Below are 15,903 nucleotides of genomic sequence, written 5' to 3'. Positions count from 1 at the left end.
TCCCGCCAGCTCACGCTCTTGCACAGCACGTACACGATGCCGCGCAGAGCAGCACGGTCGTCCGCGGGGAGCCGGCCGGGGTAGCGGTGGCGTCGCGGCGGACGTGGCGGCAGCAGCGGAGCCACCCGCTCCCACAGGTCATCAGGCACAAGATCATCCGACACGTGGAGCACTCTGCCGCCCGAACACATCAACTGCCAAGCCCCTGAGCTGAACTCATTTTGAAACGATCAGTAAAGGGGGCGGCGGCGCCGCGCCCACTCCGGCACCCTCGTCGGCAGCGCCTGACCGGGACGGCCCGGTCCTGGTCGGCACGCCCACCGGCAAGCCGCCGGTGAACGCGGGCGACCTGGTGGCCGAGTACGTCGCCGCCTGCCCGAAGCCTGTACCGGCCAACGTGCGGGGGCACCTCGGCAAGGTCATCAAGGACCTGCTCGACGGCGGCACCAGCGACGACGACATCCGCGCCGGGCTGCGGCTGTACGCGGCGAAGCCGATGAGCCCGAGCATGCTGCCGAGCATGGTCCACGAGGCGATCAACGCCCAGCCCGCCGGGGTGTCCCGCGCCGGGCAGAGCGCTGCCCGGTCCCCGTACCGGCCCTTCGCCAACCCGGCCGACGCCCGCGACTACTACGAGGGGGACCTGTGACCAGCCTGCCCAACCCCCGCCGCACCGACGGTCGCGACCCGCAGCCGGCCTCCGGCGCCGTCCTGCGCCTGGAACGGATGCTGGCCGCCAAGGGCATCGACCCCGACCGGCCGCTGCCCGACACCGAGCAGCCCTCCACCGCGCTGGAGCTCGCCGACCAGCGCATCCCGCCGCGCTACCGCCTCGCCGAAGCCGACCACCCCGAGGTCACGACCTGGGTCCAGCAGGTCACCCTGGCCTGCCGACCCGGCCCCGGCGGCACCCTGGGCATCGCCCAGGGGCCCTCGCTCCTGATCGCCGGACCCACCGGCTCGGGCAAGACCCACCAGGCGTACGGAGCGATCCGCAACCTGCTGAAGGCCGGGGTGCGCCTGCGCTGGAACAAGCTCACCGCCACCGAGCTGTACGCCTCCCAGCGGCCACGCCAGGGCACGGACAGCGAGCGGGAAATGCGCGATCTGATGACCTGTCCCCTGCTGGTCCTCGACGACCTCGGGGCCGCCAAGGCGTCCGAGTGGACCGAGGAGCTCACCCTGCGGCTGGTCGACCACCGCTACGAGCACCTGCTCCCGACGATCTTCACCACCAACCTGGCGCCCGGCGATATCAAGAACGCCCTCGGCGACCGCACCGCCTCCCGCCTCGCCGAGATGTGCGAACGCGCCATCCTCACCGACACCGACCGCCGCAGGCTACGCGTCGCCTGACCGGCGCTGGCGCTCAGCGCCGCCCGGTCAGCGCGCCGGCCTTCCCCGAACTTCACCCCGCCCCTCGCCTCGCCGCTTCGCCATGCCCGCCTGCGGCGAGGCCACCCCTGGAGCACCACCCTTGACCACCATTGCGATACCTCCTGCCCGCACCCCGTCTGCTCGGGCCACCATCTGGGACCGCCTCGCCGTCGGTCTGCTCGGCGTCCTCGGGTTCGTCCTGTCCTACGACGCACTGCGGCAGATGGCCGGCGCGACCCACGTGCGCGGCCCGCTCACCTACCTGTTCCCGCTCATCATCGACGGCTTCATCGCCTACGGCGTCCGCGCCCTGCTCGTCCTGCGCGACGCCCGCTGGCCCGCCCGCGCCTACACCTGGACGCTCTTCGCCACAGCGACCGCCACCAGCGTCTGGGCCAACGCCCTGCACGCCGTCCGCCTCACCCAACTGCCCACCACCGGCAGCGGGCTGAAGCTCACCGACACCGTCGTCGGCATCCTGTCCACCCTCGCCCCGCTCGCCCTCGGCGGCGCCGTCCACCTCTACATCCTCATCGCCCGCCACGGCCACGACACCCCAGCCGCTCCCGCCCAGCAGAACGCCCTTCCGATCATCGAGGCTTCTGCCGGTCCGGTGACCGCTGACCGCGAACCGGCACTTCGACCGGCACAGGCCGGGGACCGCAGCGACGAGACCGCGCTCCTGACGTTGATGTCCGCCGCCGGACTTCTGCCCACCGAGTGGCGCGACGCGCTGCCCGACCCCGAACCGGCAGAAGTCCACGACGACCAGCCGGTCGGCGATCCGGATCACCAGACGGATGCCGCCGACCCCGCGGACGAGAGCCGCACCGGCGAAGGCGCCTCCGATGCGAAGGGCAGGCCGACCGGGCGCCCGCCGGGCGCGCCGATGGAGCGGCTGCTGGAGGTGGGCCGCGCAGCGGTCGCTGCCGAGGGCCGACTCACCCGCGCGATCGTCGAACAGGCTGTCCGCGACGCCGGCCTTCCGCTCGGCAGTACCCGCCTCACCGAGCTGATGCGAAGGCTCCGCGAGGAGCAAGCCGACGAACAGAACCCTCCCCGCCCCGAGGCTGGCTGACCGGCCCTGGTGTCCGGCTGACCGGCCCGGTCGGTCAGCCGGACACCGACTTCTGCCGACCCACCCCCGCAGTCGGCAGAAGGCCACCGCCGCCAGGGCACTGCACCCGGCCGGACCCGACTCGCACCGCGGACACCATTCCCACGCCGCTTCCGATTCCGGGAAGGCCGTGCCTGACACGCCGCCCATACCTGTGAAATCCGGCATGGCCAAACCGGCAACCACCCGGACACTGCCCACCCAGACACCGACCAGCCCGAATCGCCAGCCGCCACCGAGGAACGACACGCTTGAACCCCGTCCGACGAACCCTGCACAGCCTGCTCGGGAAGCCTGTAAACTCCCAGGACCGCAACGGAGTTGACCACCTCCCTGCCCCTGGCGGAGCAAGCGAGTGCGTACGGGGCCCCTACGGGGCCACGCACGCGGACGTCCCCGCCCAGGGGGGCGTGGACGAGCCGGTGCTGCCGAGGGCGGCAGCACCGGAGCTTCACCGCGAGGGCGCGGCGAAGCAGGAGAAGCCCACCAACACGCCGTCCGAGCCCACCGCCGACGTGCTGACGCTCCCCGATGCCAGCTCTTCCGCGAGCGCCGCCCGCCGCGTACGGCGCGCCCCAAAGCGTCGCCGCCGTGACCCCGAGAACCCCTTGCCGAAGAAGGTCGGCTTCCGCTGCACCGAAGCCCAGAAAGCGCGTATCGAGCAGCTGGCCGCCGCAGCCGAACTGAACGTTGCCGCCTACCTGGAGCGCAAGGCGCTGGCCGACGACTTCGCCGGCATCACCACCCGCGACGAGCAGTTGGAGCGGGCCATCGTGGCGCTCGACGCGGCACGCGGCCAGCTGGCGCCGGTCGGCAACAACGCCAACCAGATCGCCTACCGGCTCAACGCCGGCATCGCCGTCGAACCGGGACCTGCGGCAGCCGTCCTCGACAGGGCCCTGGCCCTGGTCGCCAAGGTCCGGGCGGCCGTCGCGGAGGTCGACGCGTCGGCCATGCGCCTGGCGAAGGCGAAGCGCCGATGATCAGCAAGCCCATACGCGGGTCCAAGACGCACGGCGCGCTCAAGTACCTCTTCGGTCCCGGCAAGGCCAACGCGCACACCGACCCGCACATCGTCGCGTCCTGGGGCGGCTTCGTCCCCGACCCCGGCCGCGACCCAGGCGACCCAGATGCCACCCTGGTCCAGCTCCGCGACGCGCTCGACCTGCACGTCGTCCGCTACGGCAAGCCGGTCACCCAGCACGTCTACCACCGGCCCGTGCGCGCCGACCCGACCGACCGCATCCTCAGCGACGAGGAATGGGGCACCATCGCCCGCCGGATTGTGGCCGCCTCGGGGATCGCGCCCGAAGGCGACCCGAACGGCTGCCGCTGGATCGCCGTGCGCCACGCCGACGACCACATCCACATCCTCGCGACCGTTGTCCGGGCGGACCTCACGCAGGCCCGCCTACGCAGCGACCAGTACCGCGTCGAGACCGAACTCACGAAGATCGAACGCGAGTACAAACTCAAGGACCTCTCCGACACTCGCACCCGTGAGTACCGGGATGCGATCCCCAAGCGCGCCAAGGGCGCGGAGTTGCACAAGGCCCAGCGCCTCGGCCAGGAGGGCACCGACCGCGACCGCCTGCGAACCGCCGTACGCCAGGCCCTGGCCGGGGCCGCGGACGAGGAGGAGTTCACCGCCCGACTCACCGCGAAGGGCGTGCTCCTCGCCGTGCGCCGCGCACCCTCCGGCGACGTGACCGGCTACAAGTTCGCCCTCCCCGCCAGCGGCGAGAGCGGGCCAATCTGGTTCTCCGGCAGCAAGCTCGCCTCCGACCTCACCCAGCCGAAGATCCAGGCACGCTTCGCCCTCGGCGTCGACGAACCCGCCTTCCCCACGCCCGACCCCCGCACCTGGCCAGCTGACGGGCGCAACCGGGCCAGCACCACCATCGAACGCGCCTACCCGGCCTTCGACGACGACCAGGACGTCGCCCGCGCGGAAGCGGTGATCCGGGGCGGCCTCGAAGTCCTCGACACGCTCGCCGCCACCAGCCCCACCCTCAGCAGGAAGGAACTCCACCAGGCCGCACGGGCCCTGGAGTGCACCCGCACCGCCCACACCCGCGCCGCTGGCGCCGACCTGCGCGCGATGCGCTCCGCCGCCCGCGAACTCCTCCACGCCGGACCCGCCACCGGCCGGGGCGAGGACGGCACGGCCGCCGCCACGGCCCTGACCAGCCTCGTCCTGCTCGCCATCGTGATCGCCAAGTGGCACGCCGCCCAAGGCCACCGCCACCAGGCCGACGCCGCCCAAACCGCCGCCCAACACCTGCGCGCCGCCTACACCCGGCACGCGGCCAAGCCGATCGCCCACCTCACCCTCGAAGGCCGACTCCTCCCAAAGCCCGACCACGACCGGCAGGCCGACGCCGTCCGCCGCACCCTGCCCGCCGACCAGGCCACCCGCCTCCTCACCGAGGAGAACTGGGCAGCACTCGCCGCCACCCTCGCCCAGGCCGAGGCCGCCGGCCACGACCCGGCCGCCCTGCTCACCAACGCCGCCGGGCGCCGCGAACTCGCCACCGCCGACTCACCCGCCGCCGTCCTCACCTGGCGCATCCGCCGCGACGCGGGCCTCCCCACCCCCGCACCGGCCGCAACCCCCGACGAACTGCGCACCAGGGCAGCCCGCGCCCGCACCACCAGCCGCACCGCCGGCACACCGTCTGCCCCGCTCATCACACCGCCGGCGCCGGTTGCACCCGACCAGGTACGCCGGACGCGCTGACCAACCCAGGTGGGCGGGTACGGAGCCTCCGTACCCGCCCACCAGCCCCCACCCACCGATCCCGCCAAGTACAGGTCACCCGTCAGCCGCCGAAAGCAGGACCCAGCCAACGAAGCAGACCGCCGGGACTTCCCGAGGAAACCCGGCGGCCGGATCGCCACAACTACCGTGCAGCAAGGCGGCGGTGTCGATTCGATGTCCTTCTCGCAGGGAGGGATCCATTCCGGCAGCGCACGTCGTATGGTCCCTTGCTGCCCCGCTGCCGACCCGAAGGGACCGCATGACCGACTACGACCACGACTTCTACAACCCCGCCCCCGAACCCGCGCGTGCCGTCATCCGCGCCGTCCCGCACCCCGCCGAGCTCAACCCGCGCGGCATCGCCATCACCTGCACCGCCTGTGGCGCCCGCCGCGACTGGCTCCTCCTCGCCGTCCACCACCAGATCTTCGTCCGCTGCCGCTGCGCCCACGAATGGCGCGAGCCCGACCTCACCCGGACCGACTTCGACCAGCACTACGTCGAACCCGAGCACGAATGGGACGACTTCGACACCGCCATGAGAGCCCTCGCCTTCGACGGACTCCTCGCCGGAACGACCTGGAACCTGGACTGAGGTCCACGCCGCACCCGCCGCTGTTCACCTCCGACGCTTGCCGCGTCACGCCCGGACGAGCGAGGACAGCGGGGCACACGGGCGGCGCTTCGGCTACCGGCGGAGGTCGACCTGGATCACGGCGTGGCGGCCGTTGGTGCGCCACGCCGTCCCGGCGCTGTCGAGCTGAGCGACGACGGCAGCGTCGACGCCGACGATCACGTCCGACTTCAGCGTCCGCAACGCCGTGACGGCTGAGGGGAAGTGGCTGGCCACCTCGGTGAACGAAGTGGTGGGCGGCCACAGCTGATCGCCCACCAGCCGACGATAGTTGAGGTCACCCTTGAGGATCGTCATCGCTGCACCGACGAACTCGGACCGGAGGTCGGCCGGCATGTCGTGGAACGGCAGCGGCGCGCAGAAGAACGGGTGCGTGCGGACCACGAGCGCGCCGCTGTTCATCGCTCGCCACAGCCGTTCGCCGATCGTCACGGCAGCCGCACTGGTGGCGGTGCGCAGGCGCTGGACGGTGGCGAGAACATCGGCCATCGTCGCGTCCGACACGTAGTACGGCTGCGGCTTCACGTACACGACGACCTGCGCCGCCAAGCCGGAAGCCAGCAGATGGTCGACCAGCACCAGGTCCGGCAGGAGCTCCCGGCCGGCGTTGTCCGCGATGATGCAGACACGCCCGCCTTCGGCCCGCTCCAGCTCGGCCAAGAGCGACTCGCTGTCGTCGGCCACCAGGTCGGAGGCGATCGACCCTCCGGCCTCCGCCGTGATCTGGAAGCTCAGGTCGGCGCGGTTGCCCCAGAGCGCCGAGGAGAGAAGCGCGGCAGCTCGCTTGTCGGTGAAGTCCGAGGGCAGGTCGCCGAGGGCCGCCAGCTCGGCGTCGACGGCCGGGCCGGCGAGTTCGACGTCCTTGAACGGTGCAAACGGGTCGATGCCCTGCCAAGTGCCGGGCCGGAAGTAGCCGGTGGCTTCGAGCAGCCTGCGGTAGAAGTAGCTCTCGGCCCACAGGAACGGCGCCTCGCCCCACGGCCGTCCGAACAGGTCCTCGCCCCACTCCAGCCACTGCTGGTGGTCGTGGGCACTGGTGCTCACCGGTTGCAGCACACCGCCGGTGCTCTCGGCGAGGAGCTCCTCGACCGCGGCCCGCTCGCACGGCCCGTACGGCAGTGCATCGAGCACCTGCTGGACGAGCTTCGGGTGCCGCTCGTGGAAGACACCCCAAGCGAAGGATCCGGGGACATCACTGCGGATCACGGGTGCAGTCATCACGGTCGGGCTCGTCCCTCTCATCGACGTCTCAGCTGACAGCTGTCCAACCCCACGGGCGTGGACCGTTCTGCCCTTGCAGGCAGGAGAGGCGGTAATGAGCTTCCGTCCGGTGTCGAGCCGGATCGGCTGCCGCGTGCTGGAGAGCGAAGCAGGTGACCCGGAGCTCACGGATACTCCGCAGTACCGGGTAGCCGGCCCAGGTCATCACGTCCGCACCGTACGCCTCGCAGAAGGCGGTGTACTCGCTGTCCGAAACGGTGCCGAAGGTGCCGTAGCCGACCGCGGTAGCGGTGAGGTCCCACTCGGGAGGCCCGAGGGAGGTTCGTTCGAAGTCGAGCAGGTAGGTGGTGGTCGGTGTGACCGCCACGTTGCCGCGCCAGGCATCACCGTGAATGACGCTCGCAGGCAGACCAGGCGGGAGGCTCCGCCACGCCGCCTGGAGCTCTGCCAAGCGGTCCCGCAGCCACTGCCGCTGTGTGTCGTCGAGGGTGGCGGCCCCGTCGATCCTGGCGGCCAGCCGAACGAACGGGTCCAGCTGGCCCAACGGGAAGTCAGGAACGGCAAGCTTGTGGACACGCCGCAGGAGCGGCGCGATGTCGGCAGCGGTTCCTGGCCGGTGCTGGGGCAGCTCGTGCCAGAAGGTCACCGGGTTGTCGTCGACATCCACTGGCTCCCGCAGGTGCTCGAGCGGGCGAACCGCAGGAACCCCGTAGTCGCGCAGCCAGCGTGCGACCGCCAGTTCGCGCCCGGCGGCAGCCGACTGCCCGGGGCGGCTGATGCGAGCCACGATCCCCAGCGGCAATCGCCACAGCGCGTTCTCCCCGATCCGGATCGGTTCGGCTCCCGCTGCGGACAGGCCCACTGTCGCGCACGCCTTGAGCAGTAGGGAGTGGGAGTCCTCGATGTTGCTCACGCTGCCACCGTATCGGCGATCTGTTCCCGCAGGTCCCGGATGTCGCCGAGGTTGCGGTGGCGATGGGCGACCCGGCCGAGTTCAGCCAGTTCGTGGTTGGCACGCAGCGAGCGGAGGTCGCTGACCTCGGCGAGGGCGGTCCGGCCCTCGGCCAACGCCTGCTCAGGGTCACCGGCAGCCATCTGGAGCGTGGCGAGCTTGGTTCGGGAGAACGCGCGGGATCTGGCGAATCCGTCGCCGTGGCCGTCGGCCGCTGCCTGGAGTCGCCGGAGGGCTTCCTGCGGCGGATGGCCGGCGAGGGCGAGGTCGAACAAGGCGTGGCCGGTGTCGCCGTGGTGCTGGGCGCCGTCGTAGTACGTCATCCACGGCCCCTCGGTGGCCGGGGTGATCGAGGTGTACGAGTTGTCGGACGCGCCGATCGCGGCCAGGGTCTGCTGGGCTCGTCCCATCTTGGCCAGGGCCCGCGCGCGAGCGTTGTGGAGCATGGACTGCTCCGCGGGGGAGAGTCGGTCGGCGCGGGCCAGGCCGAGTTCGGCGAAGGTGAGACCGGCATCGGGATCTCCGCACCAGATCGCTTGGCGGGAGCGGAGGTTGTAGGAGATGGCGCGTAGCGGCCAGTTGTCCACTTCCTCGGCGCACGAGGTGGCGAAGGCGAAGAGCCGGCGGGCGTCTTCGTGGGCGAAGGCGTCGAAGGCCGAGGCGCCGACCACGGTCGCCAGGCGGCTGACGGCTCCGAACAGTTCAGCCCGCAACGGAGCGGGGCAGCGACTCTTCAGGAGACCTGCCGCCCAGCGCAGTTGGGCGAGCGCCGTGTCACGGACGACGCCGGCACCGCCGTATAGGTTGTCCCAGCTGCGCAGTGTGGTCGCTGCGGTGCGGATCTGCTCGACGTCGGCGGGCCGGACAACTGCGGGTACCGCGGCGGCTGGGGTGGAGGTCAGGAGCTGGGCCAGAGGGCCGGCGGCGAGAGCTGCACTCGTCACGGCAAGGAAGTTGCGTCGTTCCACGGGGTCGGACTCATTCCACTCGGAGGCTGGCGGTGGCATTTCCAGCGTGCCCCCGAGCACCTCCCTTCGGGGAGGCTTGACGGCCCCGTTGCGCCGTTTGTCCATTACCTCTGAGCGGTTGTCCAATTCAGCCGCGGCCAGCACGACGCTTCGCGCGAGCACTCCGCCGGTGTCCAAGACCGCGTCTAACGCCTGGGCGTGGTGGAGCTTGCAGGGCCGCTCCGCCCGCTCGATCTTGCTGATCAGGTCCCCACTCAGGTGGACCAACTGCCCGAGCCTGTCCTGGCTCAGCCCCCTGAGCTTTCGCCAGTACTGAAGTTCCGCACCGAACCAGTGGGCCGCAGACCGGGTGGGGTCCAGAGGCTTGAGTGGTCGCGGCACTTGATCCCCCAGGGCGTCTCTTGTGGACAGCGGTCGCTGTCCGAATGCCGGTACTGGTCGGGCCGTTCACCGGCAGGGCTGAATGTTTCCGAGCGCTAAGCGCCCATTACACACCGCTACGAGCCTGACGTGCAGGTGTTCGGCACAACTACGCGTCGAACGCCCCCCGCGGGCTGCCGCCGTAGCCGGACCGACGGAAGAGGAGATCGCCATGCAGCGAGTCAGCACGACCGTGGAGCACAGCAGCATCACCATCGAGACCGGGCGTCCGCTCCCCACCGACCTCGTCCTGCTGGAACGCAAGGGACTCGGCCACCCCGACACCCTCGCCGACCACCTGGCCGAGGAGCTCTCTCGCGCGTACAGCCGCTACACGCTCGACCGCTTCGGCGCCGTGCTCCACCACAACTTCGACAAGCTCGCCCTGCTCGGCGGCTCCTGCGAGGTCCGCTACGGCGCCGGCCGGATGACGGCTCCGGTGAAGGTCCTGGTCAACGGCCGGGCCGCGTACGCCTGCGGCGGCGAGGACATCCCGGTGCGGGAGTTGGTCGAGCAGGCCGTCCTGGCCTTCTTCCACGACCGGCTGCCCGAGATCGCCGGCCACCTCGACCTGGTCTTCAACATCACCAGCAACCCCAGCCCCGGCGCGGTGGTCACCGATGAGAGCGGCACCGACCGGTCGCGCTGGTTCGCGCCCCGCTCAGTTGACGACCTGCGCGAGCGCCACACCCTGATCGCCAACGACACCTCGCTCGGCACCGGCTGGGCCCCGATGGCCCCGTTCGAGCAGTTCGCCCACGCACTCGTCAACCACCTGTCTGGAGTCAGCGAGTTCACCCGGGCGAACCCCTGGTGCGGATCCGACGTGAAGCTGATGGGGCACTTCGACGGCGCCAAGGCCGAGGCCATCCTGTGCGTCCCGCAGAAGTCCGAGCACGTGCCCGACCGGGCCTCGTACCTCGCCAACAAGGAGGAGGTCCTGGCCGAGTGCGCCCGGTTCGCCGAGCAGAACCTCCCCGGTGTCGAGATCACCTTCCTCCTCAACGCCCGTGACGTCCCTGAGAAGGATGAGCTCTACCTGACCTACACCGGCAGCTCCATCGAGTCGGGCGACGAGGGCGTCGTCGGCCGCGGCAACCGGGTCAACGGTCTCATCACCCCGCTCCGCCCGATGAACCTGGAAGGGGCCAGCGGCAAGAACCCCGTCTACCACGTCGGGAAGCTCTACAACCTCGCAGCCACTCGCCTCGCCCAGCGCCTGTACGACGAGACCGGCAGCTACGCCGAGGTCCACCTCGTCAGCGCGACCGGCCACCGGCTCGACCAGCCCTGGAAGGTCTTGGTCCGGCTCGCGGCCGAGGACCCGGAGATCGAGAAGGTACAAGCCCAGGTCGCCCTGGCCCTCGGGGGCTTCCCGGAGCTCACCGCCGAGCTGGTCCACCACGGCGTCCGGCTCAGCTGATGCACACCGGATCGCCCACGCTCCTGCCCCCGCGCAGCGCCTGGCAGCGGCTCCGGGAGCACTACGGTCCGGAGGTGCACGGGTGGCTGGCCCGCGCCCCCGAGCTCCTCGACGAAGCCGCACGCCGCTGGCAGTTGACCCCCGACGGCTACCACGACGTCGGCCACGCCTCCTTGTTGATGGTGGCGCGCGAGCGAATCAGCGGGCGCGAGGTCCTGTTGAAGGCATGGCCCGACCACAGCCGCTACCGCAACGAGATGATCGCGCTGGGAATCTGGGCGGCCGGGCCGGCCGTCAGGGTGCTCGAAAACGCGGACGACCTCGGCGTCGCCGCCCTGGAGATGGTGGCAGCCGTACCCGGAGGTTCCGTCGGACCGGAGACGCACGAGTACGAGGCGGTGGCCACCGCCCTGCGGCAACTGCATCGCCTCGGCCGAGGCACGAACACCACAGCCGCAGCACTTCCCAGCCTCCACGACTTCCTCGAATGCGAGTTGGTCCCGCGAGTCCACCGACGCCTGGCGGCGCAACGCCCCCAGCTGGAGGTCGACTGGGCGAGACTCGGCGAGCGCTTGGTCACCGGACTGCACCCGGACGCGGCACGGGCATCGGTTCTTCACGCGGACGTCTACCGCGAGAACGTCCTCTTCGACGACCGACGGAAGCCAGTCCTGGCGGACCCCCTGCCGATGGTCGGCGACGAGGTCTTCGACTGGGCGTTCTGGACCGTCTACTACGACCTGGGCACCCACACCCGGGACCGCTTCGAGATCGCCGTCACCACCGCCGGCCTCGACCCGCGGCGGCTACGCCACTGGAGCCTCGCGCTCTGCGTGGACGGGCTCCTCTACTACCGCGAGGTGGGAGACCACCGCGCCTCCGTGATGGAGCGGGTAATCGCAGGGCTGGCCGGCGACCTCGATCTCACTGCGGTGCCGGAGAAGGACGGCCAGACGTGACCACCTACCTCCTGCGCCATTCCAGTACCCACTACAGCGCGGCTCACCGGGTCAACGGCGACCCGACTGTCGATCTTCCGCTGGATCCGGCAGGACGCGTCGCCTGCCGGACCGGTAGCGGCGTGATCACTGCCGTTCAACCGAAGATCTGGCTCACCTCGGCGTTCGCCCGGACGGGTGAGACAGCACGCCTGCTGATGGGCGATGCCGATCAGCCCGTCAGGGTCGAGCCCGCCCTCAATGAAGTCGACTACGGGCAGTTCGAAGGCGGCCCCTTCACGGAGTACGCGCGCTGGCTCGTCGCCGCCGGACCATGGGAGAACCCGCCCGGGGCCGCCGAGTCCCAGCGCGAGGCCATCCGCAGGATGCTTGCCGGCCTCCGGAGCGCACTCCAGCTGCCCTCGCCTCGGACGGTCGTCGCGCACGGGCTGCTGGCCTCCGTGCTGCGGTGGCACAGACGGGCCGCGCACGACGCCCCCGGGCGGGCCATGCCGATCTTCTTCGACGAGGTTCCCTGCCTGTACCTGGTCAGGATCGAGGACCGCGAACTCGAAGACCTCACCGCGTCCCTGCTCGACGTCCTGGATGCGGAGGAACAGGAGACCGCCGCAGCGGGCGGATGGTCATCCCGGCCAGAAGACCGGCGCACGCTTGCTACCTTCGGTGGACCATCTGTCCAGCTGGAGGAGACGAACTCCCATGCATGATCCCCGCGCCCTCATCGAGATGGGCTCCGAGGCGGTCCGCCGCCTCGCCCGCCGCGGCTACACCCTGGATCTCTCTGCGTTGGAGTCTCTTCAGTCCAGCCGATCCCAGCTCATCACTCGCGTGGACGAGCTGCGGGCCGAGTCGAAGCGGGTCGCCCAGGAGGTCCAGCAGGCGGCCCGCCAGGGCGGCGACACCGAGACGCTGAAGGACCGGGCCCGAGACCTCAAGGAACAGATCCGGTCGGCCGAGGCGGAGCAGGAGCAGGTGCAGCAGGAGTTGCGCGACTTCCTGCTGACCATTCCCAACCTGCCGCTCGACAGCACCCCCGAGGGCGACTCGGACGAGCACGCAGTCGAGATCCGTCGCTTCGGCGCGCCGCCGTCCTTCTCGTTCGAACCGAAGGACCATGTGGACCTCGGCGAGGCCCTCGGCATCCTCGACTTCGCCCGTGCCAGCAAGCTCTCCGGCTCCCGGTTCAGCGTCTCGCGCGATGCCGGCGCCGCCATCGAGCGCGCCCTGGCGACGCTCTTCCTGGACCTGCACACCAAGCGGCACGGCTACGTCGAGCACGCGGTCCCGTACCTCGTCACCCGGCAGACGATGACCGGCACCGGCCAGCTCCCGAAGTTCGAGGAGGATCTCTTCGCCACCGGCATGGGCGAGCGCGAGCTCTTCCTGATCCCGACCGCCGAGGTCCCGCTCACCAACCTCTACGCGGACGAGATCATCCCGCCCGCCGAACTCCCCCTGGCCCTCACCGCGCACACCCCGTGCTTCCGCTCGGAGGCCGGCTCCTACGGCCGGGACACCCGCGGCATCCTGCGCCAGCACCAGTTCTCCAAGGTCGAGATGGTCCGCATCTGCGACCCCGAGGACTCCCAGGCCGAGCTGGAGAAGATGCTCAGCCACGCCGAAGCCTGCCTCAAGGAGCTGGGGCTCGCCTACCGGGTCGTCCAGCTCGCCGCCGGCGACCTCGGCTTCTCCGCCCAGATCACCTACGACATCGAGGTCTGGCTGCCCAGCCAGCAGACCTACCGCGAGATCTCCTCCGTCTCGGACTGCGGCACCTTCCAGGCACGCCGCGCAGGCATCCGCACCCGGGACGAGCACGGCAAGACCAAGCCCGTCGCCACCCTCAACGGCTCCGGGCTGCCCATCGGCCGCACCCTGGCCGCCCTTCTCGAACAGTGCCAGCAGCAGGACGGCTCCATCGTCCTGCCCGAGGCCCTGGTGCCCTACCTCGGATTCCGCCGGATCTCGGCGGACGGAACAACGGAGGCATAAGTGTTAGTCGGCATCTGCGACTTCCCCAGCAGCTACACCTTCCCGCCCGTCGGCTACGGCGGGATCGAACGCTGGCTCTGGGCAGTGGCGGAAGGCGCCCGAGCCGCAGGCGCCGACGTACACCTCCTCGGCCCCGGCTGGAGGACCGACCTCGGAGCGGACTGGACCACCCGTCCGATCCGCCTCGAAGACCTCCAGCCGGGTACCCGGCAAACTCGTGACCTGCGTTCCACCGGCTACGACCTGCTCGTGGTCGGACACGAGTACCCATCGCTCCCCGAGTGGCGTCGGGTCTGGGCCGATCTCGACTGCGACGTCGCGACCTTCCAGCACTCGCCGGTCTTCCGGCACGCCGCCGACGCCTTCGACGCGAAGCGCTCCCGGCTGTACTGCTACTCGCCCGAGATGGCAGGGCTGTACGCCGCCCACACGCCGGTGCTGGAGCACGCGGTCCACCTCGGGCTCGGTGAAGCCGAACCTCCCGCCCGGCCCGGCCGCGACCTCGTCTGGCTCGGCCGGATCGACGAGGAGAAGTCGCCGCACCTCGCGGTACGCGCGGCCCAACTGCTCGGCCGGCGGATACACATCGTCGGACCTGTCTTCGACAACGACTACGTGCGCCGTCACCAGGCACTCTTCGTGGCTGATCACGTCAGCTGGGTCGGCGAAGTCGGAGGGGCGGCCAAAACGGCCGCCTTCTCCGACGCCTCGGTCTACGTCTACACCTGCTCGCGAAGCTACGTGGAGGCCGGCGCCGCCGTGTTCGGGGAGTCACTGCGTGCCGGCACGCCCGTCGCCGCGCTCTGCTGGCGAGACGGCACCTGCGCGGAGGCGGCTCTGTGCGAGAGCACCGGAGCCGTCGCCAGGGTCGATCCTGAGCACGACGACGAGGACGCGGCCCTGGCGCTTGCCACTGCGATCGAGCGGTGCCTGGAACTGGACGCGCCGACCGTGCAGGACATCGGGCTGAGCCGGTTCGACCCCGAGCGACACTTCCGAGCTCTGGCGACCAGGCCGTGCTGACCGCGAACCCACCGTCGAGGCCGCTCGATCTCCTGAGCGACCGCCTCGGGCTCGGCACGCAGTGGGAGATCGAGCACGACGCCAACGGCCGCTTCGAGATCCGCCACCGCGACCAGGGGACGCCGTACCGGCCGGCCAGTCGACCGCTCCAGTGGGCCGGTCTGCTGAATCAGTTGGAGAGCGGCTTCCGTGCGGCAGGCGTCACTCGCGCGAGACCGCTGCCCATGCGGTGGGGCCGGGACACCGAGTTGACGATCTCCGCCGTCCAGGCAGTCGACCCCCTCCTCAAGGACGGCAAGCCATACGTCTTCCGCCGGGGCTACCTGCCCCAGCCGGTCGTCCGACTGACCGGCGAGCGGGACCACGTCGGCGCCCTGAGGGAGGGATTCCTCACCTCGTTCGTCAACGTCTCGCGCATCGAACCCGTCACTCGGACAGCCGAGTTCACCGGGATCTTCGACCACTGGCTCACACTGCTGTCCGGCATCGGCCTCCACGCCAGACACCTCACCATCCATGGCCGCAACGCCGTCTGGCAACGCCGCGAAGTCTGCGGCCTCACGGTGCACTTCCGGCACCTGGACCTTCCCATCGGTGACATCGTCCTGCTCTGGAACGCTGCGGATCCCAGCTGCATGGCGGTGGACCTCGGCTCCGGCCTTGAGCGCCTGGCCTGGGCCCGCACCCGTCGCCCCTGGTGGGAGCTGGCCTTCGGCCGCTTCGCGACGGCCGGTGTGGCCGCCGACGTGCTCGACGCCGTTCGAACCGCGACCCTGCTCGTCGGTAACGGCATCGCCCCTGCGGCACGAGGGGCCGGCGGTGTACTCCGCCGCATCCTTTCTGCCGTCCCCGTCGACGCCGCACCTCTCGGAGTCAGCACCCTGGTTCGGGCGAGCCACGGATTCTGGAGCCTCACCTCACCGATGGCCCTGCCGTGGCCCGAGGTCGCCTTCGTCATCGAGCGCGAGATCCACCGCCGAGACGTCACCTCCGCCACGTCCCTCCCCCTACCTCGGTCGAGCTGGAGCGACAGAACGTGAAGCCCCGACGTAACCG

At 70.7% G+C, this 15,903-nt stretch carries 16 protein-coding genes and 1 pseudogene; 12 read left to right on the top strand and 5 right to left on the bottom strand.

Annotated elements, in window-relative coordinates:
- Positions 1–164, bottom strand: a 164-nt coding sequence (locus AB0P06_RS06300; protein ID WP_363605500.1) for a transposase, incomplete at its 3' end; no start/stop codon positions are given.
- Between the two features lie 170 nt (positions 165–334).
- Here AB0P06_RS06300 and AB0P06_RS06295 point away from each other — a divergent pair.
- From AB0P06_RS06295 to AB0P06_RS06270, 6 genes are all read left to right on the top strand, one after another.
- On the top strand, positions 335–649 hold the full coding sequence (locus tag AB0P06_RS06295) for a hypothetical protein (RefSeq protein WP_363605482.1): 315 nt from the start codon (positions 335–337) through the stop codon (positions 647–649).
- Between the two features lie 77 nt (positions 650–726).
- Entirely contained in the window at positions 727–1,356 is a 630-nt protein-coding gene (locus tag AB0P06_RS06290) for an ATP-binding protein (protein WP_363605498.1), read from the top strand.
- 121 nt (positions 1,357–1,477) lie between these two features.
- Positions 1,478–2,455 (top strand): DUF2637 domain-containing protein, encoded by a 978-nt coding sequence (locus AB0P06_RS06285; RefSeq protein WP_363605481.1) that lies wholly within the window; start codon positions 1,478–1,480, stop codon positions 2,453–2,455.
- 449 nt (positions 2,456–2,904) lie between these two features.
- Complete coding sequence (locus AB0P06_RS06280) at positions 2,905–3,477, top strand: hypothetical protein (RefSeq protein ID WP_363605480.1); 573 nt, start codon at positions 2,905–2,907, stop codon at positions 3,475–3,477.
- Positions 3,474–5,234 (top strand): relaxase/mobilization nuclease domain-containing protein, encoded by a 1,761-nt coding sequence (locus tag AB0P06_RS06275; protein WP_363605479.1) that lies wholly within the window; start codon positions 3,474–3,476, stop codon positions 5,232–5,234. The genes AB0P06_RS06280 and AB0P06_RS06275 overlap by 4 nt, the downstream gene beginning before the upstream one ends.
- 280 nt (positions 5,235–5,514) lie before the next feature.
- The gene (locus tag AB0P06_RS06270; protein WP_363605478.1) at positions 5,515–5,850 is read left to right on the top strand and encodes a hypothetical protein; all 336 of its coding nucleotides are present in this window, start codon (positions 5,515–5,517) and stop codon (positions 5,848–5,850) included.
- 93 nt (positions 5,851–5,943) lie between these two features.
- Here the strand turns inward: AB0P06_RS06270 and AB0P06_RS06265 are convergent, their stop codons facing one another.
- From AB0P06_RS06265 to AB0P06_RS06250, 4 genes and pseudogenes are all read right to left on the bottom strand, one after another.
- The gene (locus AB0P06_RS06265) at positions 5,944–7,107 is read right to left on the bottom strand and encodes a damage-control phosphatase ARMT1 family protein (RefSeq protein WP_363605477.1); all 1,164 of its coding nucleotides are present in this window, start codon (positions 7,105–7,107) and stop codon (positions 5,944–5,946) included.
- A 31-nt stretch (positions 7,108–7,138) separates the two neighbouring features.
- Positions 7,139–8,023, bottom strand: a complete 885-nt coding sequence (locus tag AB0P06_RS06260) for an aminoglycoside phosphotransferase family protein (protein ID WP_363605475.1) — start codon at positions 8,021–8,023, stop codon at positions 7,139–7,141.
- Positions 8,020–9,006: a hypothetical protein gene (locus AB0P06_RS06255; protein ID WP_363605496.1), complete on the bottom strand. Its 987-nt coding sequence runs from the start codon at positions 9,004–9,006 to the stop codon at positions 8,020–8,022. The genes AB0P06_RS06260 and AB0P06_RS06255 overlap by 4 nt, the downstream gene beginning before the upstream one ends.
- A gap of 186 nt (positions 9,007–9,192) precedes the next feature.
- Positions 9,193–9,411 (bottom strand): annotated as a pseudogene (locus AB0P06_RS06250) (helix-turn-helix transcriptional regulator); the annotation flags it as partial.
- Positions 9,412–9,622: 211 nt separating this feature from the next.
- Between AB0P06_RS06250 and AB0P06_RS06245 the strand changes: the two are divergent.
- The 6 genes from AB0P06_RS06245 to AB0P06_RS06220 are packed head-to-tail and all read left to right on the top strand — an operon-like array spanning position 9,623 to position 15,887.
- Positions 9,623–10,873, top strand: coding sequence for a methionine adenosyltransferase (locus AB0P06_RS06245; protein ID WP_363605474.1), 1,251 nt, complete (start codon positions 9,623–9,625; stop codon positions 10,871–10,873).
- Positions 10,873–11,832: an aminoglycoside phosphotransferase family protein gene (locus tag AB0P06_RS06240; RefSeq protein WP_363605472.1), complete on the top strand. Its 960-nt coding sequence runs from the start codon at positions 10,873–10,875 to the stop codon at positions 11,830–11,832. The genes AB0P06_RS06245 and AB0P06_RS06240 overlap by 1 nt, the downstream gene beginning before the upstream one ends.
- Positions 11,829–12,539 (top strand): histidine phosphatase family protein, encoded by a 711-nt coding sequence (locus AB0P06_RS06235; RefSeq protein ID WP_363605470.1) that lies wholly within the window; start codon positions 11,829–11,831, stop codon positions 12,537–12,539. The genes AB0P06_RS06240 and AB0P06_RS06235 overlap by 4 nt, the downstream gene beginning before the upstream one ends.
- On the top strand, positions 12,532–13,824 hold the full coding sequence (gene serS / locus AB0P06_RS06230; RefSeq protein WP_363605469.1) for a serine--tRNA ligase: 1,293 nt from the start codon (positions 12,532–12,534) through the stop codon (positions 13,822–13,824). The genes AB0P06_RS06235 and serS overlap by 8 nt, the downstream gene beginning before the upstream one ends.
- The gene (locus AB0P06_RS06225; RefSeq protein WP_363605467.1) at positions 13,825–14,847 is read left to right on the top strand and encodes a glycosyltransferase; all 1,023 of its coding nucleotides are present in this window, start codon (positions 13,825–13,827) and stop codon (positions 14,845–14,847) included.
- A complete protein-coding gene (locus AB0P06_RS06220) occupies positions 14,841–15,887 on the top strand; it encodes a hypothetical protein (RefSeq protein WP_363605465.1) in 1,047 nt (348 codons plus the stop codon). Before AB0P06_RS06225 ends, AB0P06_RS06220 begins: the two co-directional genes overlap by 7 nt.
- Positions 15,888–15,903: the final 16 nt, after the last annotated feature.

Source organism: Kitasatospora sp. NPDC088351 (assembly GCF_040685575.1).
Lineage (GTDB): Bacteria > Actinomycetota > Actinomycetes > Streptomycetales > Streptomycetaceae > Kitasatospora.
The sequence above is the reverse complement of the archived record's forward strand: the minus strand, read 5'-3'. Positions and strand labels throughout refer to the sequence as shown.

Coding starts and splice junctions, on each gene's coding strand:
- AB0P06_RS06290 (WP_363605498.1), top strand. CDS start 727: ATGCTGGCCGCCAAGGGCATCGACCCCGACCGGCCGCTGCCCGACACC.
- AB0P06_RS06275 (WP_363605479.1), top strand. CDS start 3,474: ATGATCAGCAAGCCCATACGCGGGTCCAAGACGCACGGCGCGCTCAAG.
- AB0P06_RS06270 (WP_363605478.1), top strand. CDS start 5,515: ATGACCGACTACGACCACGACTTCTACAACCCCGCCCCCGAACCCGCG.
- AB0P06_RS06265 (WP_363605477.1), bottom strand. CDS start 7,107: ATGACTGCACCCGTGATCCGCAGTGATGTCCCCGGATCCTTCGCTTGG.
- AB0P06_RS06245 (WP_363605474.1), top strand. CDS start 9,623: ATGCAGCGAGTCAGCACGACCGTGGAGCACAGCAGCATCACCATCGAG.
- AB0P06_RS06240 (WP_363605472.1), top strand. CDS start 10,873: ATGCACACCGGATCGCCCACGCTCCTGCCCCCGCGCAGCGCCTGGCAG.
- serS (WP_363605469.1), top strand. CDS start 12,532: ATGCATGATCCCCGCGCCCTCATCGAGATGGGCTCCGAGGCGGTCCGC.